The sequence below is a fragment of the Amycolatopsis sp. NPDC006125 genome, assembly GCF_040614195.1.
GTDB lineage: Bacteria > Actinomycetota > Actinomycetes > Mycobacteriales > Pseudonocardiaceae > Amycolatopsis_E > Amycolatopsis_E tucumanensis.
Genome location: NZ_JBEXTZ010000097.1, coordinates 1 through 22,653, shown reverse-complemented (window position 1 = coordinate 22,653; position 22,653 = coordinate 1). Strand labels below are relative to the sequence as shown.

Annotated in this window: 27 protein-coding genes; 17 read left to right on the top strand and 10 right to left on the bottom strand. The window is 73.3% G+C overall.

Translation table 11 applies throughout. The features are described from left to right. Positions 1–171: 171 nt before the first annotated feature. Positions 172–1,137, bottom strand: a complete 966-nt coding sequence (locus tag ABZ193_RS34900) for an AraC family transcriptional regulator (RefSeq protein ID WP_354712876.1) — start codon at positions 1,135–1,137, stop codon at positions 172–174. Between the two features lie 109 nt (positions 1,138–1,246). Between ABZ193_RS34900 and ABZ193_RS34895 the strand changes: the two genes are divergently transcribed. Further along, positions 1,247–1,420 (top strand): hypothetical protein, encoded by a 174-nt coding sequence (locus tag ABZ193_RS34895; protein WP_354712875.1) that lies wholly within the window; start codon positions 1,247–1,249, stop codon positions 1,418–1,420. Here ABZ193_RS34895 and ABZ193_RS34890 read toward each other — a convergent pair. Next, a complete protein-coding gene (locus tag ABZ193_RS34890; protein ID WP_354712874.1) occupies positions 1,408–2,250 on the bottom strand; it encodes an LLM class flavin-dependent oxidoreductase in 843 nt (280 codons plus the stop codon). The genes ABZ193_RS34895 and ABZ193_RS34890 overlap by 13 nt on opposite strands. Before the next feature lie 124 nt (positions 2,251–2,374). On the opposite strand from ABZ193_RS34890, the gene ABZ193_RS34885 reads away from it, so the two are divergent. Continuing rightward, positions 2,375–3,259 carry a LysR family transcriptional regulator gene (locus ABZ193_RS34885; protein WP_354712873.1) on the top strand — a complete coding sequence of 295 codons (885 nt, stop codon included), beginning with the start codon at positions 2,375–2,377 and terminating at the stop codon, positions 3,257–3,259. A 7-nt stretch (positions 3,260–3,266) separates the two neighbouring features. Here the strand turns inward: ABZ193_RS34885 and ABZ193_RS34880 are convergent, their stop codons facing one another. Together ABZ193_RS34880 and ABZ193_RS34875 are read right to left on the bottom strand one after the other, a co-directional pair. After that, positions 3,267–4,271, bottom strand: coding sequence for an LLM class flavin-dependent oxidoreductase (locus ABZ193_RS34880; protein ID WP_354712872.1), 1,005 nt, complete (start codon positions 4,269–4,271; stop codon positions 3,267–3,269). 149 nt (positions 4,272–4,420) lie between these two features. Then, entirely contained in the window at positions 4,421–4,855 is a 435-nt protein-coding gene (locus ABZ193_RS34875; RefSeq protein ID WP_237340052.1) for a DUF6292 family protein, read from the bottom strand. Positions 4,856–4,977: 122 nt separating this feature from the next. Here ABZ193_RS34875 and ABZ193_RS34870 point away from each other — a divergent pair, with 122 nt between their 5' ends. From ABZ193_RS34870 to ABZ193_RS34860, 3 genes are all read left to right on the top strand, one after another. Further along, positions 4,978–5,271, top strand: coding sequence for a MerR family transcriptional regulator (locus tag ABZ193_RS34870; RefSeq protein ID WP_237340069.1), 294 nt, complete (start codon positions 4,978–4,980; stop codon positions 5,269–5,271). A 2-nt stretch (positions 5,272–5,273) separates the two neighbouring features. Continuing rightward, a complete protein-coding gene (locus ABZ193_RS34865; RefSeq protein ID WP_354712871.1) occupies positions 5,274–5,687 on the top strand; it encodes a hypothetical protein in 414 nt (137 codons plus the stop codon). Positions 5,688–5,819: 132 nt separating this feature from the next. Continuing rightward, positions 5,820–6,113: a hypothetical protein gene (locus tag ABZ193_RS34860; RefSeq protein WP_020423414.1), complete on the top strand. Its 294-nt coding sequence runs from the start codon at positions 5,820–5,822 to the stop codon at positions 6,111–6,113. Here ABZ193_RS34860 and ABZ193_RS34855 read toward each other — a convergent pair. Beyond that, positions 6,097–6,474: an STAS domain-containing protein gene (locus ABZ193_RS34855; RefSeq protein ID WP_237340050.1), complete on the bottom strand. Its 378-nt coding sequence runs from the start codon at positions 6,472–6,474 to the stop codon at positions 6,097–6,099. The two genes, ABZ193_RS34860 and ABZ193_RS34855, sit on opposite strands and share 17 nt — an antisense overlap. A gap of 326 nt (positions 6,475–6,800) precedes the next feature. Between ABZ193_RS34855 and ABZ193_RS34850 the strand changes: the two genes are divergently transcribed. From ABZ193_RS34850 to ABZ193_RS34830, 5 genes are read left to right on the top strand one after another with little or no spacing between them, the layout of a single operon-like run. Beyond that, a complete protein-coding gene (locus ABZ193_RS34850) occupies positions 6,801–8,609 on the top strand; it encodes a GAF domain-containing protein (RefSeq protein ID WP_354712870.1) in 1,809 nt (602 codons plus the stop codon). Positions 8,610–8,655: 46 nt separating this feature from the next. Then, a complete protein-coding gene (locus ABZ193_RS34845) occupies positions 8,656–9,990 on the top strand; it encodes a hydroxymethylglutaryl-CoA reductase, degradative (protein WP_354712869.1) in 1,335 nt (444 codons plus the stop codon). Continuing rightward, positions 9,987–10,907 carry a hydroxymethylglutaryl-CoA lyase gene (locus ABZ193_RS34840; protein ID WP_354712868.1) on the top strand — a complete coding sequence of 307 codons (921 nt, stop codon included), beginning with the start codon at positions 9,987–9,989 and terminating at the stop codon, positions 10,905–10,907. The genes ABZ193_RS34845 and ABZ193_RS34840 overlap by 4 nt, the downstream gene beginning before the upstream one ends. 16 nt (positions 10,908–10,923) lie before the next feature. Continuing rightward, positions 10,924–11,328: a hypothetical protein gene (locus ABZ193_RS34835; protein ID WP_354712867.1), complete on the top strand. Its 405-nt coding sequence runs from the start codon at positions 10,924–10,926 to the stop codon at positions 11,326–11,328. Beyond that, the gene (locus ABZ193_RS34830) at positions 11,325–12,692 is read left to right on the top strand and encodes a tripartite tricarboxylate transporter permease (protein WP_020422635.1); all 1,368 of its coding nucleotides are present in this window, start codon (positions 11,325–11,327) and stop codon (positions 12,690–12,692) included. Before ABZ193_RS34835 ends, ABZ193_RS34830 begins: the two co-directional genes overlap by 4 nt. A gap of 96 nt (positions 12,693–12,788) precedes the next feature. On the opposite strand, the gene ABZ193_RS34825 is transcribed toward ABZ193_RS34830, so the two are convergent. Then, positions 12,789–13,013, bottom strand: coding sequence for a hypothetical protein (locus ABZ193_RS34825; RefSeq protein WP_237339727.1), 225 nt, complete (start codon positions 13,011–13,013; stop codon positions 12,789–12,791). Between the two features lie 132 nt (positions 13,014–13,145). Here ABZ193_RS34825 and ABZ193_RS34820 point away from each other — a divergent pair, with 132 nt between their 5' ends. Continuing rightward, entirely contained in the window at positions 13,146–14,120 is a 975-nt protein-coding gene (locus tag ABZ193_RS34820) for an SDR family NAD(P)-dependent oxidoreductase (protein ID WP_354712866.1), read from the top strand. A 49-nt stretch (positions 14,121–14,169) separates the two neighbouring features. Here the strand turns inward: ABZ193_RS34820 and ABZ193_RS34815 are convergent, their stop codons facing one another. Then, positions 14,170–15,987, bottom strand: coding sequence for an NAD(P)/FAD-dependent oxidoreductase (locus ABZ193_RS34815; RefSeq protein ID WP_020422632.1), 1,818 nt, complete (start codon positions 15,985–15,987; stop codon positions 14,170–14,172). 148 nt (positions 15,988–16,135) lie between these two features. On the opposite strand from ABZ193_RS34815, the gene ABZ193_RS34810 reads away from it, so the two are divergent. From ABZ193_RS34810 to ABZ193_RS34790, 5 genes are read left to right on the top strand one after another with little or no spacing between them, the layout of a single operon-like run. After that, on the top strand, positions 16,136–17,302 hold the full coding sequence (locus ABZ193_RS34810) for a transcriptional regulator (protein WP_354712865.1): 1,167 nt from the start codon (positions 16,136–16,138) through the stop codon (positions 17,300–17,302). A gap of 40 nt (positions 17,303–17,342) precedes the next feature. Beyond that, positions 17,343–17,753: a PPOX class F420-dependent oxidoreductase gene (locus ABZ193_RS34805; protein ID WP_354712864.1), complete on the top strand. Its 411-nt coding sequence runs from the start codon at positions 17,343–17,345 to the stop codon at positions 17,751–17,753. After that, a complete protein-coding gene (locus ABZ193_RS34800; protein WP_354712863.1) occupies positions 17,746–18,720 on the top strand; it encodes an RNA polymerase subunit sigma-70 in 975 nt (324 codons plus the stop codon). The genes ABZ193_RS34805 and ABZ193_RS34800 overlap by 8 nt, the downstream gene beginning before the upstream one ends. A 21-nt stretch (positions 18,721–18,741) precedes the next feature. Then, entirely contained in the window at positions 18,742–19,542 is an 801-nt protein-coding gene (locus ABZ193_RS34795) for an alpha/beta hydrolase (protein ID WP_027936562.1), read from the top strand. A 38-nt stretch (positions 19,543–19,580) separates the two neighbouring features. Then, a complete protein-coding gene (locus tag ABZ193_RS34790; protein ID WP_354712862.1) occupies positions 19,581–20,309 on the top strand; it encodes a class I SAM-dependent methyltransferase in 729 nt (242 codons plus the stop codon). 2 nt (positions 20,310–20,311) lie between these two features. Here ABZ193_RS34790 and ABZ193_RS34785 read toward each other — a convergent pair whose 3' ends face one another. Both ABZ193_RS34785 and ABZ193_RS34780 read right to left on the bottom strand, forming a co-directional pair. Continuing rightward, positions 20,312–20,536: a hypothetical protein gene (locus ABZ193_RS34785; protein WP_020422626.1), complete on the bottom strand. Its 225-nt coding sequence runs from the start codon at positions 20,534–20,536 to the stop codon at positions 20,312–20,314. Positions 20,537–20,571: 35 nt separating this feature from the next. After that, positions 20,572–21,351: an IclR family transcriptional regulator gene (locus ABZ193_RS34780; protein WP_354712861.1), complete on the bottom strand. Its 780-nt coding sequence runs from the start codon at positions 21,349–21,351 to the stop codon at positions 20,572–20,574. A gap of 113 nt (positions 21,352–21,464) precedes the next feature. On the opposite strand from ABZ193_RS34780, the gene ABZ193_RS34775 reads away from it, so the two are divergent. Beyond that, entirely contained in the window at positions 21,465–21,842 is a 378-nt protein-coding gene (locus tag ABZ193_RS34775) for a VOC family protein (RefSeq protein ID WP_026153251.1), read from the top strand. A gap of 3 nt (positions 21,843–21,845) precedes the next feature. On the opposite strand, the gene ABZ193_RS34770 is transcribed toward ABZ193_RS34775, so the two are convergent. Continuing rightward, positions 21,846–22,253 carry a DUF1304 domain-containing protein gene (locus ABZ193_RS34770; protein ID WP_354712860.1) on the bottom strand — a complete coding sequence of 136 codons (408 nt, stop codon included), beginning with the start codon at positions 22,251–22,253 and terminating at the stop codon, positions 21,846–21,848. Between the last annotated feature and the right edge of the window lie 400 nt (positions 22,254–22,653).

Below are 22,653 nucleotides of genomic sequence, written 5' to 3'. Positions count from 1 at the left end.
GCCGGTCTCCGCTGACCGGCACCACTGTCGTGGAAGTCTCGGTGCTGCCCGGCGGAAGGGGAAATCACTTGTGCTGAGGGGCGCCATCAGCGGCGCCGATGATCGCGACGATCCGGCGCGGGTGGTCTCTGACTGGGAAGCCGCCGGCCTGGCCGCCGTCCAAAGGGCCACTCACCGGGTGCGGCGCCGCAGCGTGAGTGACGGCGGCTCCTCGTACCGGGCGCGGTAGGCGGCCGCGAACCGGCTGAGGTGGGTGAATCCCCAGCGTCCCGCGACGTGCGTGACGGTCGTCCGGGACGGGTCCGTGTCCAGCAGGTCCTGGTGCGCCCGGTCCAGCCGCACGTTCTGCAGGTACGCCATCGGCGTCATCCCGGTCTCGGCGCGGAACCCGTTGGTCAGCGCCCGCGCCGACACCGACACCGCGGCGGCGAGCCGCCCCGTGGTCCACTCCCGGTCCGGGTACGCCTGCACCAGGTCCACCGCGCAGCGCACCGCCGACCGGCCGGGCGACGCGGCGCCGGTGGTCAGCTGGTCGCTGTAGTTGTGCGGCTGCCCGGTCAGCAGCGCGTCGAGCACGATCTGCTCCAGCCGGCGCGCCGCGAGCGGGTGGGTCAGCAGCTCGCTGTCCTGCCGGGCGGCCCTGGTCAGCAGCATGAGCGCCTCGACCCAGGTGCGCGCCGGGCCGCGGCTCAGGTCCATCCGCGCGGCGAAGGTCAGCCGCGGGCCGGGGTCGCGGCCGAGCAGCTGCCGCAGTTCGCGCTCGACCTCCCGCCCGTCGAGCATCACGCACAGCTGCTCGGTCGCCGGCGCCCAGTCCAGCTCCGCAGGCGCCTCGGGCGCGAACACCGTCGCCGTGCCGGGCTCGCTGACCACCGCCGGCCCACCGCCCGAGCAGTAGCGCGCCCGCCCGGCCAGCGGGAGCACGACGTGGTAGTGCGCGTTCGGCGGGCTCCGCACGCGGACCCGCGGCCCGAAGCTGATCAACCCGATGGTGAGCGCGGTGTGCGCGGTCGCGTCCAGCCGCATCGCCAGTTCGCCCCGCTCCGGCAGCAGTTCGAGGGGCAGGTACAGCCGGGTGAGCGTGTCCCGCGCCTCGTCCGGATCGGTGGTGGTGAAGGTGACGTGTCCGTTGCCCACGGCAGACCTCCTTGCCGGAACCCACCAGTGTGCCTCCTGCCGCAAGCGGATGGAATTCGTGCCGGAAACGGATAGCCGTGTCCACGCGGCCCGGGTTTCGATCGACGGCATGGCGGTGGTCTTCGAGCGGCGGGAGGAGCCGTGCCGGCGGTGCCGGGACGTGGTCGCGGTGAAGACCGTCGTCGAGTCGAGGTCGCGGATGAAACTGCGGGTGCGGGAAGCCGTCCACGCCGACGACGGCTCCCCGGCGGACGACGGGTGTGCCCGCGATCAGACGGGCTGACCGGCCGCCGGCGCGAGGCGCGCCAGCACCTCCACGTCGGTGGCGAAGTCGCTCCCGGACTGGGGCAGCAGCACGACGTGGTCCGCCCCGGCGGTCAGGTGCTCGCGCACCTTCACCGCGATCGCGTCCGGTTCGCCGTAGGCCACGACCGCGTCCACCAGCCGGCCGGCGTCCGCGGGATAGCCCGCCCGGGCGACGGCGCGGGCGAACCACGGCTGCCCGACCGTGCCCGTCACCCGCGCGACGGCTTCCGCACGGCTCGCGCCGGGCATCACGGCCAGCGCGGCGACCAGCAGCTTGCCCGGCCCGAGCACGCGCCGGGCCAGCGCGGTCGCCTCGGGCGGCAGCATGGCGGGCATCGCGCCGTCGGCGACCTCCGCGGCCAGCGCCAGCATCTTCGGCCCGTTGGCGCCCAGGATGCGCGGGTACTCCGCGGGGCCCATCCGGTCCACGTAGTCGCGCATCGTGGTCAGCGGGTCGCCGTACTCGCGGCCGGTCTCGGCCGCCTGCTGCGGGTAGCCGACGCCCAGCCCGAGCACGAGCCGCCCGGGGTGGGCCCGGTGCAGGAACTCCGCGGCGGCCGCGGCCGTCCGCGCGTCCCGGGTCCAGATGTTGGCCACCCCGGTGCCGAACACGACCCGCTCGGTGGCCTCCAGCAGCACGGCCAGTTGCACCAGCGCGTCCTTGCCGGGGAACTCGTTGGTCCAGATCGTGCCGTAGCCGGCGTCCGCCAGCCGGGCGGCGGCCGCGGGCAGCTCGCGCGGCGCGGGCGGATCGGTGAACGGGACCGGCAGGTACACCCCGACCCGGCCCAGCGATGGGATCTCCACGAAAACCACTCCTTGCGAACAGGTGACCGTTGCTCCCACCGTGCTGCCGCCGCTCCCGGCCGGTCCAACGCCTGTTCCGCATCCGGCGATGCGTTCCGGGCATCATCGCAGGTAGCTTGGGACGATGGCCGAGCACGCCGACCTGGATCTCCGACTGGTGCGGTACTTCGTGGCCGTGGCCGAGCACGGCCACTTCGGCCGCGCCGCGGCGGACCTGCACGTCACCCAGCCCTCGCTGAGCCGCCAGATCCGCGGCCTCGAACGGCAGCTGGGCGCCCGCCTGCTGGACCGCGGCCCGCGCGGCACCCGGCTCACCGAGGCAGGTGAGGTCTTCCTGCCGCTGGCGAAGGACCTGCTGCGCTCGGCCGCCCAGGCCACCGGCCGCACCCGCGCCGCCGCCCGGCCCGCCCGGATCACCATCGGGCACGCCGTGAACATCCTGGTCACGCCGGCCGTGCGCGAGATGCGGCGCCGTCACCCGGACGCGGAGGTGCGCACCCGGCACGTGGGCTTCCACGAGGTGCCCGCGGCGCTGCTCGACCACCGGGTGGACGCGGTCGTGGCGCGGCTGCCGTTCCCGACCGGCGGGCTGCGGGTGACCGTCCTCCACGACGAGCCGCGGGTGGTGTTGCTGCCGCGCGACCACCGCCTGGCGGGCAAGGAGTCGGTGCGGCTCGACGACATCGCCGACGAACCGCTGCCGCGCGTGCCGGGTGACGCGGAGTGGAACGCGTTCTGGCGGGTCGACCCGCGGCCCGGCGGCAGGCCGGCACCGGACGGGCCGGTGATCGGCGCGGTCGAGGACAAGGTCGAGCTGGTCGCGGGCGGCGAGGCCATCGCCATCGTGCCGGCCGGCGCCGGGCTGACGGGCCTGCGCGCGGACCTCACCACGGTCCCGCTGGTGGACGTCGAACCGAGCCACGTCGTGCTGGCCACCCGCGCGGACGACCGGAGCCGTCTCGTCGCCGAGTTCCGCCGGATCGCGCAGGCTCAGCTCACCGGCGCGTGAAGGCCTGTCACGCGGACCAGCCGAGTTCCGGCCCGAGCTTGGTCGCGATGTCGGTCAGGATCTGCACGTAGTCGGCGTGCTCGAAGGTGAACGGCAGCGCGAAGGCGACCTCGTCGACCTCCCGGAACGCGGCGTGCGCGTGCAGCCGTTCGGCGATCTCGGCGGACGTGCCGACCAGGTCGGGGGCGAACATCATCCGCGCCGGGCCCTGCGGAGCGGTGGTCCGCGGCGTGCGCTTGGCCGCGTACTCGGCGTACTTCGCGCGCTGTTCGGCGGTGGCCGAGTCGGTCGGGATGACCACCAGGCCCTGCGACACGCGGGCGCGGTCGCCGTCCGGGTGGTGGGCGCGGAAGATCCGGATGTGGGAGAGCTGGATCTCGGCGAAGTCCTCCGACTCCTCGGCCTTGACGACGCTGCTGGTCAGCAGGTTCATCCCGTTCTCGCCCGCCCAGCGCGCCGAGCCGAGGCTGCCCGCGCCGTACCAGAGGCGGCGGCCCAGGCCGGGGGAGTGCGGCTGGACGCGGTCGGAGAAGACCTCGAAGCCCTCGGTGCCGCGGAAGCCCGTGACGGGCTCGCCGCGGATCGCGTCCAGGAGCCGGCGGACGCGCTGGTGGCTGAAGTCCTCGGCGTCCGCGGTGTCCGGGTAGAGCGCGTCCTTGACCTGGTCCCAGTGCATCGGCGGGCCGACCGACAGGCCGGGGTTGAGGCGGCCGCCGGAGAGGATGTCGACGGTGGCGAGGTCCTCGGCGAGGCGGAGCGGGTTCTCCCAGCCCATCGGGATGACCGCGGCGCCCAGCTCGATGCGCCGTGTGCGCTGCGAGGCGGCCGCGAGGACCGCGACCGGCGAGGAGATGCCGAACTGCAGGTGCCGGTGCCGCACCCAGGCGCTGTCGAAACCGAGCCGCTCGCCCAGCTCGATGATGTCCAACGTGCTCTCGTGGCCGGCGCGCGGGTCGGCCTCCTCGAACAGGCCGATGGTGAGGAAGCCCAGCTTCCGCAGCGGTCGTGACACGCGTCCTCCCGGGGTCCGTGATCACGATTCTGGCACCGGACCCCGGGCGGACGGCGGTCGTCCCACATGCCGGAGCTAGCCCGTGTTCCGGAAGTGGCTTGCGTGGCGGTGCGGGTAGCGGCCCGGCTCCGCCGCTTGGGAAACAGAACCTAGCCCGCGGCGAGCAGCTCCTCGGCCACCGGCGCGTACGCGCCCAGCTCGTCGTGCAGATCGGGCGCCGCGAGCGCCTCCGGTTCCGGCGTGCCCACCGCCTCACCGGCCAGCGCGCGGCGCACGAAGGCGGCCACCACCCGCGGCGCGGGCGCCACCTGGCCGCCCAGGTAGGCCAGCACCAGCAGATCCTCGCCGCAGCGGGCCTCCACCGCCAGGGACCAGCCGTAGCGCTCGTCCCACAGCAGGGCCACGTCGCGGTCCGGGAACGCGGGCACGTGCCCGTCGATCGCGAGGTAGGCGCTCAGCGGCGCGTCCAGTTGCACGAAAGAGCCGTGCCCGCTCAGGCCGAGTTCCTCCTCGACCAGTCCGATGTACCGGCGCAGGCCCCGCGCCGGTTTGCTCTGCGGGTCGAGACCCGGGTTCGGGAACACCTGCTCTCACCTCCTGCGAATATCTATAGTCAAGACTGGAGATTGAGTCAATTGAGCGAAGCAGATAGACTCAGTAGGTGGCTGTAGACAAGCTGGATGACGAGGACTACCCCGCCTGGACGATGGGGCAGGCGGCAGACGCGCTGGACGTGCAGCCCGCGTTCCTGCGCAGCCTCGACGCCGCCGAGGTCGTCCAGGCGCACCGCTCGTCCGGCGGCCACCGCCGCTACTCGCGCCGCCAGCTGCGGCTGGCCGCGCGGGTCCGCGAGCTGTTCGACGACGGGATGACCCTGGCGGCCGCGGAGCGGATCGTCCGGCTGGAGGACGAGCTGGCCGCGTCGCGTGCCGAGAACGCGGATCTGCGGCGCAGGCTGGGCGAGCAGACGGAGTTCACGGAGACCGAACGGGAGGATTGAGGATGGCGCTGGAGAACGTCTGGATCCGCACCCCTGGCGACGGGCTGGTCCGGGCCGATCAGGTCATCGGGATCTCCAACCACCGCACCCCGTCGCTGTCCGGCAAGCCGGGCCGCTGGCTGCTGACGGTGGCGCTGCCGGTGCCGACGGGCAGCGGGAGCGCGGACGGCTGGGGGCTGACGAACCTGCACCGCACGCTGGTGCAGACGGACCAGGAGGTGGCCGGCGCGCCGGACCGCCTGGCGCGGCTGCTGGCCCAGCTGGCGGCGGTGGACACCGCGGGGATCATCACGGCCGTCCCGTGCGGCCCCGACCGCAGCGACGTGCGGTTCGAGTTCAGCCGGTTCGACGCGGAGGTCCCGCCGGCCGCGGAGCCGCAGGCGCAGGCGGAGGTGCCCGAGGTGGTCGGCGTCTGAGCCGGCGCGGTGGTGGGCGAAGAACGCGCGGCAAGCCAAGGCGACGGTGCGGAGGACGTGCGCCGGTGCCGCCGCCGTCGGCGTCCGCGCGGGCGGCGGTTGATCCGCACCCACCGCGGGTAGCTCCAGCGGATGGCGACGAAAGCGCCGCCCGCCACGGCGGCTTCCAGCACCTGGACCGACGAGGACGGCGTGCGCCAGCCGGGCGCGGACGCCCACGCCTGGCTGCCCGGCACGAACCAGACCCTCTGCGGCCTCTCCCTGCACCGCGCCCGCCTGGGCCGCTTCCCCCACGTGCTCTGGATCGACACGCTGTGGCTCGCCGACACCTCGGCGCACCGGATAGTGCCCTGCCGGCGTTGCGTGGCGGCCGCGGGCGGGCGGTCCGGCGCCCGCCGCTGGGTGCGCGTCAATCCGCGTCCGTGAGCGCCTCCTCCATCGTGCTGTAGACGTTCAGGAACTCCAGCAGGTCCGTGAACGCCATGACCCGCCGCACCTCGGTTCCCGCCACCACCCGCAACTCCGCCGGCGCGGCCTCCCGGTGCGTGCCGGCCAGCAGGCCCAGCCCACTGGAGCTGATGAACCGCAGTTCCGACAAATCCAGCACCAGCAGGCGCGGCTGATCCACGAGCGCGAGCCGGATCAGCCCGCGGAGCTTGGGCAGCGTCGAGATGTCCAGTTCGCCCGTCGCGGTGAGCACGACGTCCCGTCCCCGGTGCTCGGCCGAAACCGTCATGGCGTGCGCGGGCGCGGGTTCCGTCTGCGGGCGGTCGCTGGGTGGTGCCATTCGCCCATCATGCATAAGAATCCGCGATCCGGCAGCAGCCATTTACACCGCCGTGCGATCGGCGCGCGACCGCGTTTGCCGCGTGATCAATGGGGTAACTCCACGCGCCATTCGTGCGAGCCCGGTCCGGCGTCGTTGTTTTCCTTGCCAGGCAGGCGAATCCGGGCGCACTTGCCCGGCGACATGCGTGTGCAGGAAGGAAATGACCGCACCCTTGCCGCAATGGTCGAGCGGCCCCGGTGCCGAGTCCAAAGCGGACTCAGGCGCATGTACGGTGGGTCCACCCCCACCGTCCCAAGGTGGTCGTCCGGTCCACGAGGTGATCCATGAGCCTGTCCGTCGCCGCCGTCGTCGGCCTTCTCGAAGCCGCCGAGCAGGACACCGACGTCGCGCCGCTGCTGGACGGCCTCGACCCCGCCGACGCCGAGCGGATCACGTCCGGCGTCCGGCGCCTGCGCGCGACCTCGGACCGCCTCCGCCGCCGCGGGCAGGAGCTCGCCGCCCTGTTCTCCTCCGCCAGGGAGCTGGCCGAGCTGCGCGACGTCGACGAGCTGCTCGCCCGGCTGGTCGAACGCGCCCACGACCTCGTCGGCACCGACGTCACCTACCTCTCGGAGTTCGACGTCGGCAGCCGGGAGCTGCGGGTGCGCACCACGCTCGGCACGGTCGCGCCGTCGTTCCCCGGCCTGCGTGTGCCGCCGGGGATGGGCCTGGCCAGCCAGGTGGTCGAGAGCCGCCGCCCGTGCTGGACCGCGCGGTACGACGCGATGACCCAGGCGCCGCACGACGACCGCATCGACGAGACCGTCGCCGCGGAGGGACTCGTCTCGCTGCTCGGGGTCCCGCTGCTGGCCGGAGACGAGGTCATCGGGGTGCTGTTCGCCGCCAACCGCGTCGAGCACGCGTTCTCCCCCGAGGAGATCTCGCTGCTGTCCGCGTTCGCCGACCACGCGGCCGTCGTGCTGCAGACCGCCCGGCTGCTGGCCCGCGCCAACGCCGCCGCCGAGGAAACCCGCCGCGCCTACGGCGAGCTGGCCCGTCACGTGGAGGCGATGGAACGCGCGAGCGAGGTGCACGGCGACCTCACCGCGCTCGTCCTCCAGGGCGGTGACGCGACCGAGGTGGCCGGGGCGCTCGGCCGCGCGCTGCGGTGCCGCGTCACGCTGCTCGACACCGGTCACCTGAACGGCGGCGTGCGGGCGGCCGTCGAGCAGAGCCGGCGCAGCGGGCGGTGCGTCCCGGCGGGCGATCACACCTTCGCGGTCGCCGTCGTGGCGGGGCCGACGTTGCTCGGCGCGCTGCTGCTGGAGCAGGGGGCCGTCGAGTTCGGGCCCGTCGAGTTCCGCACCGCCGAGCGCGCCGCGCAGATCACCGCCCTGCTCAGCCTCAAGCAGGACGCCCTGGCCGAGGCGGAGCAGCGCGTGCGCGGGGACCTGCTCGCCGACCTGCTCTCGGCCGACGCGGACCGCCGCGCGGGCGCCGCCGCGCGGGCCCGCGCCCGCGGCATCCGGCTGGCGGCCCTGCGCTCGCTCGTGGTCGTCGCGGTCCCCGCCGACCTGCGCCGCCAGGCGGCCCGTGCCCTGCGCGGCACCGGTGACCTGATCGGTGAGCACGCCGACCACGTCGTCGTCCTGACCGCGGGCGAGGACCCCGCCGCCGCGGCGCGGACCGTGCACGCCGCCGTCGCCCGGTCGCTGGCCGCCCCGGTGCTGGCCGTGGGCGCCGTCGCCGGGGACGACCTGCGTGAACCCGTCGAACAAGCCGCCGCGTGCGTGCGCGTCCTGCCCGCGCTCGGCCTGTCCGACGCGGCCGTCACCACCGACGAGTACCTGCCCTACACGGCGCTGTTCGGCCCCGGCGAGGAGCGCGTCGCCGCGTTCGTGCGCCGGGTCCTCGGACCGGTCCTGGACTGGGACGCCGAGCACGCCGGCACCCTGTTGCCCACCCTCGCCGCCTACCTGGACAACCGGATGAGCCCGGTCGCCACCGGCCGCGCCCTGCACGTGCACAAGAACACCGTGCTGCAGCGGCTGGAACGCGCCGGCGAGCTGCTGGGGGAGGGCTGGCAGGAGCCCGACCAGCTGTTCCGGCTCACCGTCGCCGTCCGGCTCGCCCGCCTTGCCGAACGTCCATAGGTGCACCCCCCGGAGTGGACGGTCGGTCCATTCCCGCTGCCCGGGCGTGGAGCTAGCGTCCTGGGTCGTCACGCAGCCACACGGAAGTGGAAGGGGCGCTATGGCGCGCACCAGTCGTATCCAGGGACTCCGGGACCTCCCCGTCGAGGCCCGGCGCAAGTCCGTCGCCGAGGCGGCCGGGCTCGACCCGGCGCGGATCGCGGCGTTCGACCCCGCGCGGGGGCTCGACGCGAGCGCGGCCGACCACATGATCGAGAACGTCGTCGGCATCCTCGGCGTGCCGCTGGGGGTGGCGACGAACTTCGTGGTCAACGGCGCCGAGGTGCTGGTCCCGATGGCCACCGAGGAGGCCTCGGTGGTCGCCGCCGCGAGCAACGCCGCCAAGATCGCCCGCGTGCATGGCGGGTTCCGGACCTCCTCGACCGCGCCGATCATGCAGGCGCAGGTGCAGCTCGTCGGCGTCGCCGACCCCGAGGCCGGCCGCGTCCGCCTGCTGGAGGCCCGCGACGAGCTGGTCGAGCTGGCCAACGCGCAGGACGAGAAGCTGGTCGAGTTCGGCGGTGGCGTCCGGGACGTCGCGGTGCGGCTGGTGCACTCCCGCGCCGGCACCTACGTCGTCGCGCACCTGCAGGTCGACGTCCGCGACGCGATGGGCGCCAACGCCGTGAACACCATGGCCGAGGCGGTCGCCGCACGCGCCGGGGAGATCGCCGGCGGCCGACCGCTGCTGCGGATCCTGACCAACAAGGCCGATCTGCGGCTGTCCCGGGCCCGCGCGGTGTTCGACGCCGAAACCCTCGGCGGGCCCGCGGTGGTGGACGACATCGTGCACGCCGCCGCGCTCGCCGAAGCCGATCCCTACCGCGCCGCGACCCACAACAAGGGGATCATGAACGGCATCAGCGCGGTCGTGCTCGCCACCGGCAACGACACCCGCGCGGTCGAGGCGGGCGCCCACTCGCACGCCGTCTCCGCGTCCGGGCAGTACACCTCGTTGTCCCGCTTCGAAAAGGACGCCGACGGCAACGTGGTCGGCACGCTGGAACTGCCGATGCCGGTCGGGCTCGTCGGCGGCGCCACGCGCGTGCACCCGGTGGCGCAGGCCGCGGTCGCCCTGCTCGGTGTGCGGACCGCCGCCGAACTCGCGGAGATCATCACCGCGGTCGGGCTCGCGCAGAACTTCGCCGCGGTGCGGGCGCTGGCCACCGAGGGCATCCAGCGCGGGCACATGTCGCTGCACGCCCGCAACATCGCCACGACCGTCGGCGCGACCGCCGCGGAGGTGCCCGCTGTCGTCGCGCGGCTGGTCGCCGACCGCAAGGTCCGTGCCGACCACGCCGAGAAGGTCCTCGCCGAGCTGCGGGCGAAGAGCCGGTCATGACCGTCGACCGGCTGCCCGGGCTGCCGTCCGCGGTGACGATCTGGGAAGTGGGCCCGCGCGACGGGCTGCAGAACGAGCCCGCGCTCGTGCCCGCCGCGGTGAAGGTCGAGCTGGTGGAACGGCTCGCCGACGCCGGGCACACCGTCATCGAGACCACCAGCCTGGTCCGCCCGGACCGGCTGCCGCAGCTGGCCGACGCCGAGGAGGTCCTGCGCCGCCTCGACCGCCGTCCCGGCGTGCGCTACCCGGTGCTGGTGCCCAACCAGCGCGGCCTGGCGCGGGCACTGGACCTCGGCGTCACCGACATCGCGGTGTTCGCCTCGGCTACCGAAGGCTTCGCCAGGGCCAACCTCAACCGGTCCGTCGGCGAGTCGCTGGAGGTGTTCGCGCCGGTCGTGGCCCGTGCTCGCGAGGCCGGGCTGAACGTGCGCGGCTACCTGTCGATGTGCTGGGGCGACCCGTGGCAGGGCGAAGTCCCGCTGCCCCAGGTGATCGCGGTCGCCACCCGGTTGTTCAACCTGGGCTGCACCGAGCTCAGCCTCGGCGACACGATCGGCGTCGCCACGCCCGGCCGGGTCGTCGCGCTGCTCGACGGGCTCGCCGCCGCGGGCGTCCCGCTCGACCGGATCGCGGTGCACTTCCACGACACCTACGGGCAGGCGCTGGCGAACACCCTCGCCGCCCTGCAGCGCGGCGTCACCACCGTCGACGCCTCGGCGGGCGGCCTCGGCGGCTGCCCGTTCGCCAAGAGCGCCACCGGCAACCTCGCCACCGAGGACCTGCTGTGGCAGCTCGACGGGCTCGGCATCCACACCGGTGTCGACCTGACCAAACTCGCCGAAACCAGCGCCTGGCTCGCCGGGCACCTGGGCCGGCCCAGCCCGTCCCGCACCCTGCGCGCGCTCACCGGCGCCTGACCCAACGGAGAAAGCCTTGGCACTCAACGACGAGAAGCCCTACGTCGTCGTTTGGAACGACGCCGTCGACCTGCGGCACCTGGCCGCGTCCATCGTGATCTGCGTGGCCGCCGGCCTGCCGGTCTTCCTCGGCGCGAAGGCGCTGTTCGGCGCACTGGTCGACACGCCGTCGCTGGCCGGCGGTTACGCGCTGCTGGCCGGGCTGGCCGCGTGCGTGCTCGGCGCGGCCGTGTGCGCCCGGCTGTTCCGCCCGAAGCGGGCGTTCGGCGCCGAGCAGGCCGCGGACCGGGAAGCCGCCATCGCTGAGCTGGAGCGCATGGGCGGCACCGCCGAGTCCTTCGCCGGGCTGCCGCCGCGCGTGCGGGCCGAAATGACCGAGCTCGGCCTGGTCCGGGAGACCGCGCAGGAGGTGCGGGCATGACCCCGGACCTGTTGTGGGCCCTGGGCATGGGCCTGCTCGGCGCCGTCGTCTTCGCGGCGATCGGACTGGTCTCCGGCACCGACGAGACCTCCACTCTCGCGCCGGTCACGCTGCTCGTCGTGCTGCTCGGCGTGCCGCCGGCCGGGGTGCTGACGTTCTTCATCGCCGGAGCGGTCAGCAAGCACATGACCCACGCGATCCCCACCACGCTGCTGGGTATCCCGGGCGACACGACCGCGGTGCCGCTGCTCGACGACGCCACCGCGCTGCGCCGCCTCGGCGCCCCGCACATCGCGCTGCGCAAGGCACTGGCGGGCGGGCTCGTCGCCGCGCTGATCGCGGTGCCGGTCGCGGTCGGCGTGGCGTCCCTGCTCGCCCCGCTGGCCGGCCCGATCAAGACGGTGGCGCCGTTCGTGTTCGGCGCGGCCGCGATCTTCGTCGGCTACTTCTCGCCGGGCCGGTGGGCCAGCGTCGCCGCGATCGTGCCGTTCGCGCTGCTGGTGACCGGGCTCAACACGGTCGCCACCGACCAGCTCGACAAGAGCCTGTCGATCAGCTTCTTCCTCGGCATCGCGATCGGCCCGCTCGTGGTGGACCTGCTGATCGCGTCGTCCCGCAGCGGGCGGCGCACCCTGGAACGCACCGGGCCGCGCCCGTTCTGGCTCGCGCCGGACGGCGGCACCGGACGGCGGTGGATCCCCAACCCGCTGCGGATCCTGGACGGCAGGCAGACGGCGGCGACGGCCGCCGCGGCCGGGGTCACCTCGACCACGTTCATGCTCAGCCCGGTCGCCGCGACCGTGCTCGCCGGCGAGATCACCGGCTCCCGGATCAAGCACCCGTACCGCAGGCTGACCACGCTGATGGCGGTCAAGAACGGCACCACGGAGTCGACCTACCTGGCCGAGACGCTCATCCCGCTCGTCGCGTTCGGCCTGCCGCTGAGCCCGGTCGCCGCGGGTCCCGCGGCCGCGTTGTTCAACGCGCCGCCGGTCTACACGGTCAAGGGGCCGGACGGGGGCGTGCACAACCTGCACACCCTGCTCAGCTCGTGGCAGTTCCTGGTGTTCAGCCTGATCGGCGTGGTCATCGCCGGGCTGGTCGTGTACCCGTTCGCGATGCGCTACGCGCGGGCCGCCAGCGGCTGGGTCGCGCGGCGGATCAGCCACGAGGCGCTGATCGGCGCGTTCGTGGCGCTGATCGCCGTGGTGGCCTGGTACGAGGGCGGGCCGCTCGCGCTCGCGGTGAGCCTGACGGTCGGCGCGGTCGGCGGGCTGGCGAACCGGATGCTCGGCATGACCTCCGGTGTGCAGTTCATGGCCTACTACGTCGCCGTGCTGCTGGTGCCGATCGTGCTCGGCTGAGACGTGAAGTGCCCCGCCGCAGGGGCGGCGGGGCTCAGGAAGAGATCGCGGATGTTCCGGGTGTCGTCCCTCCTTTCGTCGCGGGCCAACGGGTTTTCACGAGCGCGGAGGCGAGCGCTGTCGCCGCCAGAGCTGGGAGGTCCGTGCGGCGCGGGCCGGACGACCGGCCGGTTCGGGCAGCGGCACCCGGGGCGGTTCCGGCCGCGGGCGCGAGGTTTCGCCGAAGTTGGCGTCGATGATCGCGGCGAACTCGTCCCGCAGCCAGTCCGGGTCGTCGCACACCAGGTCGGCGAACCCGAGCTGCTCCAGCACGTCCGGCATCGCGAATCACTCCCGGGGGAGGTCCTGCGTCCACACCGCTGACAGTCATATGTGTAGCTCGGACTGTAGATTCAGTCAAGTCCCCGATCCAGGTTTGACCTGGAGCGCGCTCCAGCACCTAGCGTCGCCGCCATGACCACGGCACAGCACCCCATCGGATCCGGCTTCGGCGCGTCGACCACCGCCTCGGAGGTCCTGCGCGGGATCGACCTCTCCGGCAGGCTCGCGATCGTCACCGGCGGCTACTCCGGCCTCGGCCTGGAGACCACCCGCGCGCTGGCAGGCGCGGGCGCGCACGTCGTCGTCCCGGCCCGCCGGCCGGACGCGGCCAAGGCGGCACTGGGCGACCTCGCCGAGGTCGACGAGCTGGACCTGGGCGACCTGGACAGCGTGCGGGACTTCGCCGGGCGGTTCCTGGCCTCCGGCCGGCGCATCGACATCGTGATCGACAGCGCCGCGATCATGGCCTGCCCGGAGACACGCGTCGGCCCCGGCTGGGAGGCGCAGTTCGCCACCAACCACCTCGGCCACTTCGCGCTGGTGAATCGCCTGTGGCCGGCGATCGCGCCGGGCGCGCGGATCGTGTCGGTGTCCTCGCGCGGCCACCACTTCTCCGGCATCCGCTGGGACGACCTGTGGTTCGAGCGCGGGTACGACAAGTGGCAGGCCTACGGGCAGGCGAAGACCGCGAACGCGTTGTTCGCGGTGCACCTGGACGAGCTGGGGAAGCCGTCGGGTGTGCGGGCGTTCTCGGTGCACCCGGGCAGCATCCTGACCCCGCTGCAACGGCACATCCCGCTCGCGGAGCAGATCGCGAACGGCTGGGTCGACGAGAACGGCACCCCGGTCGCCGACTGGTTCAAGACCCCCGAGCAGGGCGCCGCGACGCAGGTGTGGGCCGCGACCTCCCCGGCACTGGCCGGGATGGGCGGCGTGTACTGCGAGGACTGCGACATCGCCGGGCCCGCCTCGGGTGAGCCGCTCCCGTCCGGCCCTGGCCGCCCGGCGATGTTCCTCGGCGTCCGCGACTACGCCACCGACCCGGAGCAGGCCGCGCGCCTGTGGGCGCTGTCCGCGGAGCTGACCGGGGTGAACGCCTTCGCGTAGGTGGAACCCGGGGCCCGGCCGCCCCGTCGACGGCCGGGCCCCGGAAGCGTCACGACAGGTGGTGCACCTCCTGCAGCCCGTACACCGGCGTCGGAATGCCCTCGTACCGGGCCTTCAGCTGCAGCGCCAGGTACAGCGAGTAGTGCCGCGACTGGTGCAGGTTCCCGCCGTGGAACCACAACCCCGGCTGCTGGGTCGGCTTCCACATGTTCCGCTGCTCGCCCTCCCACGGGCCGGGGTCCTTCGTCGTCCCCGAGCCCAGCCCCCAGCACTTGCCGACCCGGTCGGCCATCTCCTGCCCGGCGATGTCGGCGACCCACCCGTTCATCGACCCGTACCCGGTCGCGTACACCACCAGGTCGGCCTCCAGTTCGGTGCCGTCGGCGAGCACCACGGCGTTGCGCGTCAGGTGGTCGACCTGGCCGCGCACCAGTTTGATGTCGCCGTTCGCGACGAGTTCGGAGGCGCCGACGTCGATGTAGTAGCCGGAGCCGCGCCGCAGGTACTTCATGAACAGGCCGGAGCCGTCGTCGCCCCAGTCGTGCAGGAAACCGGCCTTCTCCAGGCGGTCGTAGAAGTCCGCGTCGCGCTGCTTGATCTGCTGGTACACCGGGATCTGGAACTGGTGCATGATCCGGTAGGGCAGCGACGCGAACACCATGTCGGCCTTGTCGGTGGTCATGCCGCCGGCCACCGCGCGCTCGGAGTACAGGTCGCCGAGGCCGATCTCCATCAGCGAGTCCGACTTCACCACGTGCGTGGAGGACCGCTGCACCATCGTGACGTCCGCGCCGTGCTCCCACAGCGCCGCGCAGATGTCGTGTGCCGAGTTGTTCGAGCCGATCACCACGGCCTTCTTGCCCGCGTAGGCGTCCGGGCCCGGGTGCTGCGAAGAGTGGTGCTGGTCGCCCTCGAAGACATCCATCCCGGGGAACGAGGGGATGTTCGGCTTGCCCGACATGCCGGTGGCGAACACGAGTTGTTTCGGCGTCAGCACCACGGTTTCACCCGCACGGTCGACGGTGACCGTCCACTGTGCCGTGTCCTCGTCGTAGGACGCGGACTTCACCTCCGACCGCGTCCAGTACGGCACGTCCATCACGCGGGTGTACATCTCCAGCCAGTCCGCGATCTTGTCCTTCGGCGCGAACACCGGCCAGTTCTCCGGGAACGGCAGGTAGGGCAGGTGGTCGTACCAGACCGGGTCGTGCAGGCACAGGCTCTTGTAGCGCTTGCGCCACTGGTCGCCGGGACGTTCGTGGCGGTCCACGACCAGCGCCGGCACCCCGAGCTGCCGCAGCCGCGCGCCGAGGGCGATGCCGCCCTGCCCGCCGCCGATCACCACCACGTAGGGCTGGCGCTCGTACCCGAGCTCCTTCTTCTCCAGCTCGCGTTCCTCAGCCCACACCCGGCGTCCGCGGATGACGCCGTGCCGCACACCCTTCGGGCGGCGTTCGCGTTGCGGTTCCTCGAAGCCCTTCAGCTCGCGCAGGCTGGTCAGGAACGTCCAGGCGCCCTCGTCGGTGAGCCGGAGGTGGCCCTTGCCGCGCCCGGTGGCGGTCTCGAACTCCAGCCACGCCTCGACGACCCCGTCGGCCTCGGTCGGGGTCTCGGTGGTGCGGAAACCGGACGGATCCGTGCCGTCCAGGCAGGCGGACAGCATGTCGGCGACGCCTTCGCGGCCTTCGACGGTCTTGATGTTCCAGGTGAACGCCACCAGGTCGCGCCAGAAGCTGTCGACCGCGAACATGCCCGCCGCCGCCTCGACGTCGCGGGCGGCCAGCGCGGCTTCGAACCGCTCCAGCCAGGCGTCGACGCGCGCCTGCGGCGACCGCGCCGGCGCCTCCCGGTCGATCGTCTGTGTCATCGCCACTCCTCCTCGCCGTTGGGGATGTAACACCGATCACAGCCCGCCGGTAGGGTGACCGGCAACGGTTGCAGCGAATTGCACGCCTTGGCGAGCGCGTGAGCGGCACCTATGCTCGATCGTCGACGCAGTGGTGCGGAGGTGGACCGTGAGCGTGCCCGGCGCAGTCCCGCCTGGCTGCAGCCTGCCCGCCTACGCCCGCGACCTGGTCCGCATGCACGACGCCGTGATCGCGGGCGGCCGTCCGCCGCTGCGCCCGCGCGACGTCGTGTCCCGGTCCTGGGAACGGGTCATCGGGCTCGGGCTGAAGGCCGACGGGCTCAACACCCGCGACTGGCTGAGCGAGGACGAGCTGGCCAGGCGGCGGGAGAACTCGCCGCTGCGGGACGCGGTCGGCGACCTCAAGCAGGTGCTCGGCGGGATGCCGCACGTGCTGCTGGTCGTCACCGACGCCGACGGCGTCATCCTGTGGCGCGAGGGCACTTCCCGGGTCCGCCGCCGCGCCGACGACCTCGGGTTCTTCGAGGGCGCGGAGTGGACCGAGGAGCGCGTCGGCACCAACGCGATCGGCACCGCGCTGGCCGAGGCCGCCCCGGTCGAACTGCTCGCGGGCGAGCACTTCGAGCAGAACCAGCACCCGTGGTACTGCACCGCGTCGCCGGTGCACGACCCCCGCACCGGCGAACTGCTCGGGGTGATCGACGTGAGCGGCCCCGCGCTGACGCTGCACCCGGCCATCGGGGCGCTGGTGGAGACCGGCCGGAGGCTCACCGAGGCGCAGATCTGGCGCTGGCACCAGCGGCGGCTCGACCGGTTGCGCCAGGTGGGCGAGCCACTGCTGGCCACCGGGCCCGCCCTGCTGGTCGACGACCACGGCTGGGTCGCGGCGGGCGCCGGGGTGTCGGTGGGCGACCGCATCGCCGCGCCGTCCGCGGGCGAGCCGATCGCGGTGCCCGGGCTCGGCGCGTGCCTGCCCGAACGGCTGGCCGAGGGCTGGCTGATCCGCCCGGCCGGACCCGACCGGCGGGTGACGCTCGACCTCGACCTCACGCACACCCCGCTGCTGACGCTGCAGGGCGGCGACACCGGCTGGCGGCGCAAGGTGACCCGCCGCCACGCGGAGATCCTCGTGCTGCTGCACCGCGCCGGCCCCGCCGGGCTGTCGGCGGAGGCGCTGAGCCGCGCGCTGTACGGCGACGCCGAGCACGTCGTCACGGTGCGCGCGGAGGTCTCGCGCCTGCGGCGGCTGCTGGGCGCGCTGGTGGACACGCGCCCGTACCGGCTGGCCGAGGGCGTGCGCATGACGGTGCGCTGACGACCGATTCCTTTCCGATGGTCCGCGAGTCGGTACCGGTATGACACTGCCCGAAACCGTCGGCCGCCTCGTCGGCGAACCGCACTTCGCGATCGTCTCGACCAGCAACCCCGACGGCCGTCCCCAGTCGTCGGTCGTCTTCGTCAAGTGCGAGGACGACGGCACGATCGTGTTCAGCACGCTTCGCGGCCGCCGCAAGACCCGCAACCTGGAGCGCGATCCGCGGCTCAGCCTGCTCGTGGTGTCCAGGGTGACCGGCCACTACGCGGAGGTGCGCGGCCGGGTGGAGATCACCGCCGATCCGGGGAAGGAACTGCCGGTGGTCATGTACCGGCTGTACATGGGCGGGCAGGAGCCGCCGCCGGAGCCGGACGCCGAGCGCGTGGTGGTGCGGATCTTTCCGGAGAAGGTGAACCTCTTCCCGCCGGCCGAGGTGAGGCAGAGTGCTTGACGTGGGAACCACCGAGGACGGCTTCGCTCGCGTGGCGGAGCCGTTCCGCGCCGAGTTGCTGGCGCACTGCTACCGGATGCTCGGCTCGCTCGACGATGCCGAGGACCTGGTGCTGGAGACCTACCTGCGTGCGTGGCGGTCGTTCGGCGCGTTCGAGGGGCGGGCGTCGGTGCGCACCTGGCTGTACCGGATCGCGACGAACGTGTGCCTGACGGCGTTGCGCAGCCGGGGGCGGCGGGTGCTGCCGTCCGGGCTGGCGCCGTCGTCGGACGACCCGGCCGCGCCGCCCGGCGAGGCGCCGGGAGTGGCGTGGCTGCAGCCGATCCCGGTGGACCCCGCGGCGGCGGCCGAGTCGCGGGAGGGGGTGCGGCTGGCGCTGATCGCGAGCCTGCAGGTGCTGCCACCGCGGCAGCGGGCGGTGCTGATCCTGCGGGACGTGCTGGCCTTCCCGGCCGCCGAGGTCGCCGGGATGCTCGGGCTGACCGTCGCGGCGGTGAAGAGCGCGTTGCAACGGGCCCGGGCGAGCCTGGCGGAGGTGGCCGCGCCGGAGGAGCTGGCGGAGCCGTCCGCGCCCGAGGCACGCGCGTTGCTGGAGCAGTACATGGCGGCGTTCGAGAAGTCCGATGTCGCGCTGCTGGAACGCGCGCTGCGCCAGGACGCCGCGCTGGAGGTGGTCGGCTCGGCGACGTGGTTCGCCGGCCGCCGCACCTGCCTGCCGTTCCTCAGGACTCCCGCCGTGATCGGCAAGCCGGGCGAGTGGCGCATGCTGCCGACGACGGCGAACGACCAGCCGGCGGCGGTGACGTACCGCCTCACCGACGGCGCGCACCGCGCGTTCGGCCTCGCGGTCCTCACGGTGACCCCCACGGGCATCGCGAAGATCACCGTCTTCGGCGAGCCGACACTGGTGCGGCGGTTCGGCTTCCCGGATGTCCTCCCGCCGCGAGCCCGTTCGTCGGCACACTGAACCCCGGTGAAGGAGGACGGCATGCACACGGTGACCTCGGCGGACGGGACGCGCATCGCCTACGAGCGGGACGGCAGCGGGCCGCTCGTCGTGTTCCTCGGCGGCGCCTTCAACGACCGCACGGCGTGCGCTCCCGTCGCGGCGGTGTTGCGCGACCGGTACACCGTCGTGTGCGTCGACCGGCGGGGGCGCGGGGACAGCGGCGACGCCATTCCGCCGCACCAGGCCGCGACCTACCGGGTCGAGCGCGAGGTCGAGGACCTGAACGCCGTGCTCGCGGCCGAGGGCGGGCCTGCCGCGGTGTTCGGCTTCTCCTCGGGTGGCATCCTCGCGCTGCACGCGGCGGCCGCCGGTGCGGCGATCACCCGCGTCGCGCTCTACGAGCCGCCGTTCGCGCTCGGCGGTCTGGCCGGCTCGGCCCGGGACCTGGCGGGGAAGCTCGCCGCGCTGATCGGCGACGGCAGGCGCGGTGACGCGGTCGCGACGATGCAGATCGAGGGCATCGGGCTGCCGCCGGAGGCGGTCGAGCAGATCCGGCGCTCCCCGATGTGGCCGCAGCTGGAGGCCGTCGCGCAGAGCCTGGTCTACGACGCCACGCTCACCGCCGCGCCGAACCTGCCCACCGCGGCCATGCGTGCTCTCGACCTGGACGTCCTCGTCCTCAGCGGCAGCGAGACTTGGCCCGGCCTGCGCGAAGCCGCCCGGGCACTGCCCGCGCACCTCGCCCGGGCGAGGTACGCCGAGGTCCCCGGCGGCGCCGGGCACGGCATCCCCGCGGAGGCGACGGCGAAGGTGCTCGACGAGTTCCTCGGCGGAAAATGACGCGCCCCGCCGCGCGGCCCCGCGCTACGGTCCCGCCCATGGACGACGGCTACTTCGGCGAGGACGTCGCCGCGACGTACGACCAGTCGGAGGGCCCGGAGTTCGAGTCCGCCGCGGTCGAGTCGGCCGCCCGGTTCGTGGCCGAACTCGCCGGCGACGGCGCGGCCCTCGAACTGGGCATCGGCACCGGCCGGATCGCGCTGCCTCTCGCCGCGCGTGGCGTGCCGGTGCACGGCATCGACCTCTCCCGCGCCATGGTGGCCCGCCTGCGCGCGAAGCCGGGTGGCGACGCGGTCGGCGTGACGATCGGCGACTTCGCCACGACCAGGGTGCCGGGGGAGTTCTCGGTCGCCTACCTGGTCTTCAACACGATCATGAACCTGACCACCCAGACCGACCAGGTCGCGTGCTTCCGCAACGCCGCGGCGCACCTCCGGCCGGGCGGGTGTTTCGTGATCGAGGTCGGGGTGCCCGCGCTGCGGCAGCTCCCGCCCGGCCAGACCGTCGTGCCGTTCCACGTCGGCGCGTCGAGCTGGGCCTACGACGTGTACGACGTGGCCACGCAGGCGATGAGCTCCAACTACGTCGACGTCACCGGCGGCCGCGGCGCCTTCCGGTCGATCCCCTTCCGCTACGTCTGGCCCTCGGAGCTCGACCTGATGGCCGAGCTGGCCGGGATGCGCCTGCGGGAGCGGTGGGCGGACTGGACGCGCGAGCCGTTCACCGGGGAGAGCCGCAAGCACGTCTCGGTCTGGCAGAAGCTCTGACCTCACTCGCCGCGCATCGAGCGGCGGATCTCCTCCAGCTTGTCGCGTGCGGCGCGGTCGCGGTCGGCCATCTTCTCGTCGAACGAGGCCGCCTCCGGGGTCTCCCCGGCCAGTTCGGTCGAGCCGAGGGCCGTCGCGTAGCGGTTCTCGATGCGGTCGCGCACGAAGTCGAAGCTCGGCACACCGGATTCGGTGTAGTCGCCCTCGGGCGTGGTCTCGTCGGGCATGGCGCCCCCTCTCTGGTCCCTGCCCATTGTGCCCCTCAGTAGACGAGCTGCTTCGCGATCTGCGCCGCGGCGTGCCGCAGCATGGTCCTCAGCTCCAGCTCACGCGGCGAAACGCCGGCGCCCGGATCGGGGTTGAACCGGAACAGGGGACCGGTGAGCGCAAGGCTGCACAGCACGCGGCCGGTCGCGCGCGGGATGGGCACCGCGAGCGCGGCCAGGCCCTCCTCGGACTCGCCGGTGTTGCGCCCGAAGCCCTCGGCCCGCACGCGCGCCAGCTCCGCGCGGAGTGCGGTGCGGGTGTGCAGGCCGGCGTCGGTCGCGCCGGTCAGTTCCTCGTCCGGGTACAGCTCCGTCAGCTCGTCGTCGGTGAGTTCGGCGAGCAGCACCTTGCCCGCGGCGGACGCGTGCGCCGGCATGCTCAGGCCGACCCGGCTCGCGACGCGCATCAGCAGCGGCGATTCGACGGCGGCGACGAACTTCACCCGCGCGCCGGCCAGCACCGAGATGTGCACGGTCTCCCGCGATTCGTCGCGCAGCTGCTGCATGAACGGGTACGCGATTTCCAGGCAGTGCTCGACCGCCTGCGTCTCGCTGGACATGGTCATCGACGGGCCGATGCGGTAGCGGCGGCCGCCGTGGGTCTGTTCGGCGAAGCCGTGTTGCTGCAAGGTGGTCAGCAGGCGGTGTGCCGTGGACGGACCGACACCGAGGTGCCGCGCCGCGTCCGTCACCCCGACGTCCGCTTGGGCGCGCAGCAGCAGCACGAGGCGCAATGCGTTCGAGACGGACTGCAGTGTTTGTGAATTTTCCCCCATAGAGGAACGCTACCACGGTTATTCCGGGTTTCGTGTTCTGTCTATTGTGGACTTCCGGGGTCTTCGGAACGTGTGGGCCGGAAATTGTCGGTGGTGCCGGTTAGCCTTCGCGCATGCTGGATCATCTCGGAGTTCAGGTGGCCGACGTCGAGGCGTCCGCCGCCCTGTATCAGCGCGTGTTCGGGCCGATCGGGTTGCGGGAGGCGATGCGCTTTCCCGCGGGCGACAGTGTGGTGGTGGGGATGGCCGGGCCGGACGGCAATCCCGACTTCTGGCTGAGTTCCGCGGGCGGTGCGGAAACCCGCGAGCTGCACGTGGCCTTCCGCGCGCCCGGACGGGACGCGGTCGACGCCGTGCACGCCGCGGCCGTCGAGGCGGGTGTCGAGGTGCTGCACGCGCCCCGCGAGTGGCCCGAGTACCACCCGGGCTACTACGCGGTGTTCCTGCGCGACCCCGACGGGCACAACGTGGAGGCGGTGCACCACGGCTGACGGTCACCCCGCGAGCGCGACCGCGAGCAGCGCGCCGATCGGCGGCAGGGCCTGCGCGGCCACCCCGCCGAGCCCGGCGCCCTTCTCGCGGCCGAGCGCCATCCGGTCGGAAACGAGCAGCACGAGGGAGGAGAGGATCATGAAGCCACACGTGTAGTACACGAGCGCGCGCCCGGCCTCGGTCTGGCCGGTGTTGACGGCGATGAGCCCGATGACCGTCCCGGCGGCGAGGAACAGGTTGTAGAAGCCCTGCCCGAACGACCACAACAGCACGGCGGGCACGTCTTCGCTGCGGATGCGGAAGACGCCCCAGTGCACCGCGGGCCGCCGGAAGAGCAGCGCCTCCCACGCGAAGACGAGCACGTGCAACGCGGCGGCCACCCCGGCGAACACCTGAGCCACGACGTTCACGGCGCCTCCCCGGTGGTGTTTGTCGTTCGGGTGGTGATTGTTCGGGTGGTGGTTGTCCGGGCGGTGGTTGTCGCTGGGGCGGTGGTGCCGATGCGCGCGCTGCGCCGCCGCGGTGCGAGGGTTGCCGCGGTCCTGCGCCCGGCTGCCCAGCCGGGAACTGTGCTGCCCGGAGGCATCACACGGCCGGTACGGGCACGGCTCACGCGGCCGGAGAACGCGCGCCTGCCGCTCACAGCCAGTCCTGGCGTGGGAGGTGCGTGGCGAGACAGTGCCGGACCGCCGGTGCCAGCGCGTGTTGCGGTGGCAGGTGTGCGGCTGGGCAGTGCCGGACCGCCGGTGCCAGCGCGTGCCGCGATGGCACTTGCGTGGCCAGACAGCGCCGGACCGCCGGTCGCAGCGC

Coding starts and splice junctions, on each gene's coding strand:
- ABZ193_RS34895 (WP_354712875.1), top strand. CDS start 1,247: ATGGCGGTGGTCTTCGAGCGGCGGGAGGAGCCGTGCCGGCGGTGCCGG.
- ABZ193_RS34885 (WP_354712873.1), top strand. CDS start 2,375: ATGGCCGAGCACGCCGACCTGGATCTCCGACTGGTGCGGTACTTCGTG.
- ABZ193_RS34870 (WP_237340069.1), top strand. CDS start 4,978: ATGGGGCAGGCGGCAGACGCGCTGGACGTGCAGCCCGCGTTCCTGCGC.
- ABZ193_RS34865 (WP_354712871.1), top strand. CDS start 5,274: ATGGCGCTGGAGAACGTCTGGATCCGCACCCCTGGCGACGGGCTGGTC.
- ABZ193_RS34860 (WP_020423414.1), top strand. CDS start 5,820: ATGGCGACGAAAGCGCCGCCCGCCACGGCGGCTTCCAGCACCTGGACC.
- ABZ193_RS34855 (WP_237340050.1), bottom strand. CDS start 6,474: ATGGCACCACCCAGCGACCGCCCGCAGACGGAACCCGCGCCCGCGCAC.
- ABZ193_RS34850 (WP_354712870.1), top strand. CDS start 6,801: ATGAGCCTGTCCGTCGCCGCCGTCGTCGGCCTTCTCGAAGCCGCCGAG.
- ABZ193_RS34840 (WP_354712868.1), top strand. CDS start 9,987: ATGACCGTCGACCGGCTGCCCGGGCTGCCGTCCGCGGTGACGATCTGG.
- ABZ193_RS34830 (WP_020422635.1), top strand. CDS start 11,325: ATGACCCCGGACCTGTTGTGGGCCCTGGGCATGGGCCTGCTCGGCGCC.
- ABZ193_RS34825 (WP_237339727.1), bottom strand. CDS start 13,013: ATGCCGGACGTGCTGGAGCAGCTCGGGTTCGCCGACCTGGTGTGCGAC.
- ABZ193_RS34820 (WP_354712866.1), top strand. CDS start 13,146: ATGACCACGGCACAGCACCCCATCGGATCCGGCTTCGGCGCGTCGACC.
- ABZ193_RS34815 (WP_020422632.1), bottom strand. CDS start 15,987: ATGACACAGACGATCGACCGGGAGGCGCCGGCGCGGTCGCCGCAGGCG.
- ABZ193_RS34805 (WP_354712864.1), top strand. CDS start 17,343: ATGACACTGCCCGAAACCGTCGGCCGCCTCGTCGGCGAACCGCACTTC.
- ABZ193_RS34795 (WP_027936562.1), top strand. CDS start 18,742: ATGCACACGGTGACCTCGGCGGACGGGACGCGCATCGCCTACGAGCGG.
- ABZ193_RS34790 (WP_354712862.1), top strand. CDS start 19,581: ATGGACGACGGCTACTTCGGCGAGGACGTCGCCGCGACGTACGACCAG.
- ABZ193_RS34785 (WP_020422626.1), bottom strand. CDS start 20,536: ATGCCCGACGAGACCACGCCCGAGGGCGACTACACCGAATCCGGTGTG.
- ABZ193_RS34780 (WP_354712861.1), bottom strand. CDS start 21,351: ATGGGGGAAAATTCACAAACACTGCAGTCCGTCTCGAACGCATTGCGC.
- ABZ193_RS34775 (WP_026153251.1), top strand. CDS start 21,465: ATGCTGGATCATCTCGGAGTTCAGGTGGCCGACGTCGAGGCGTCCGCC.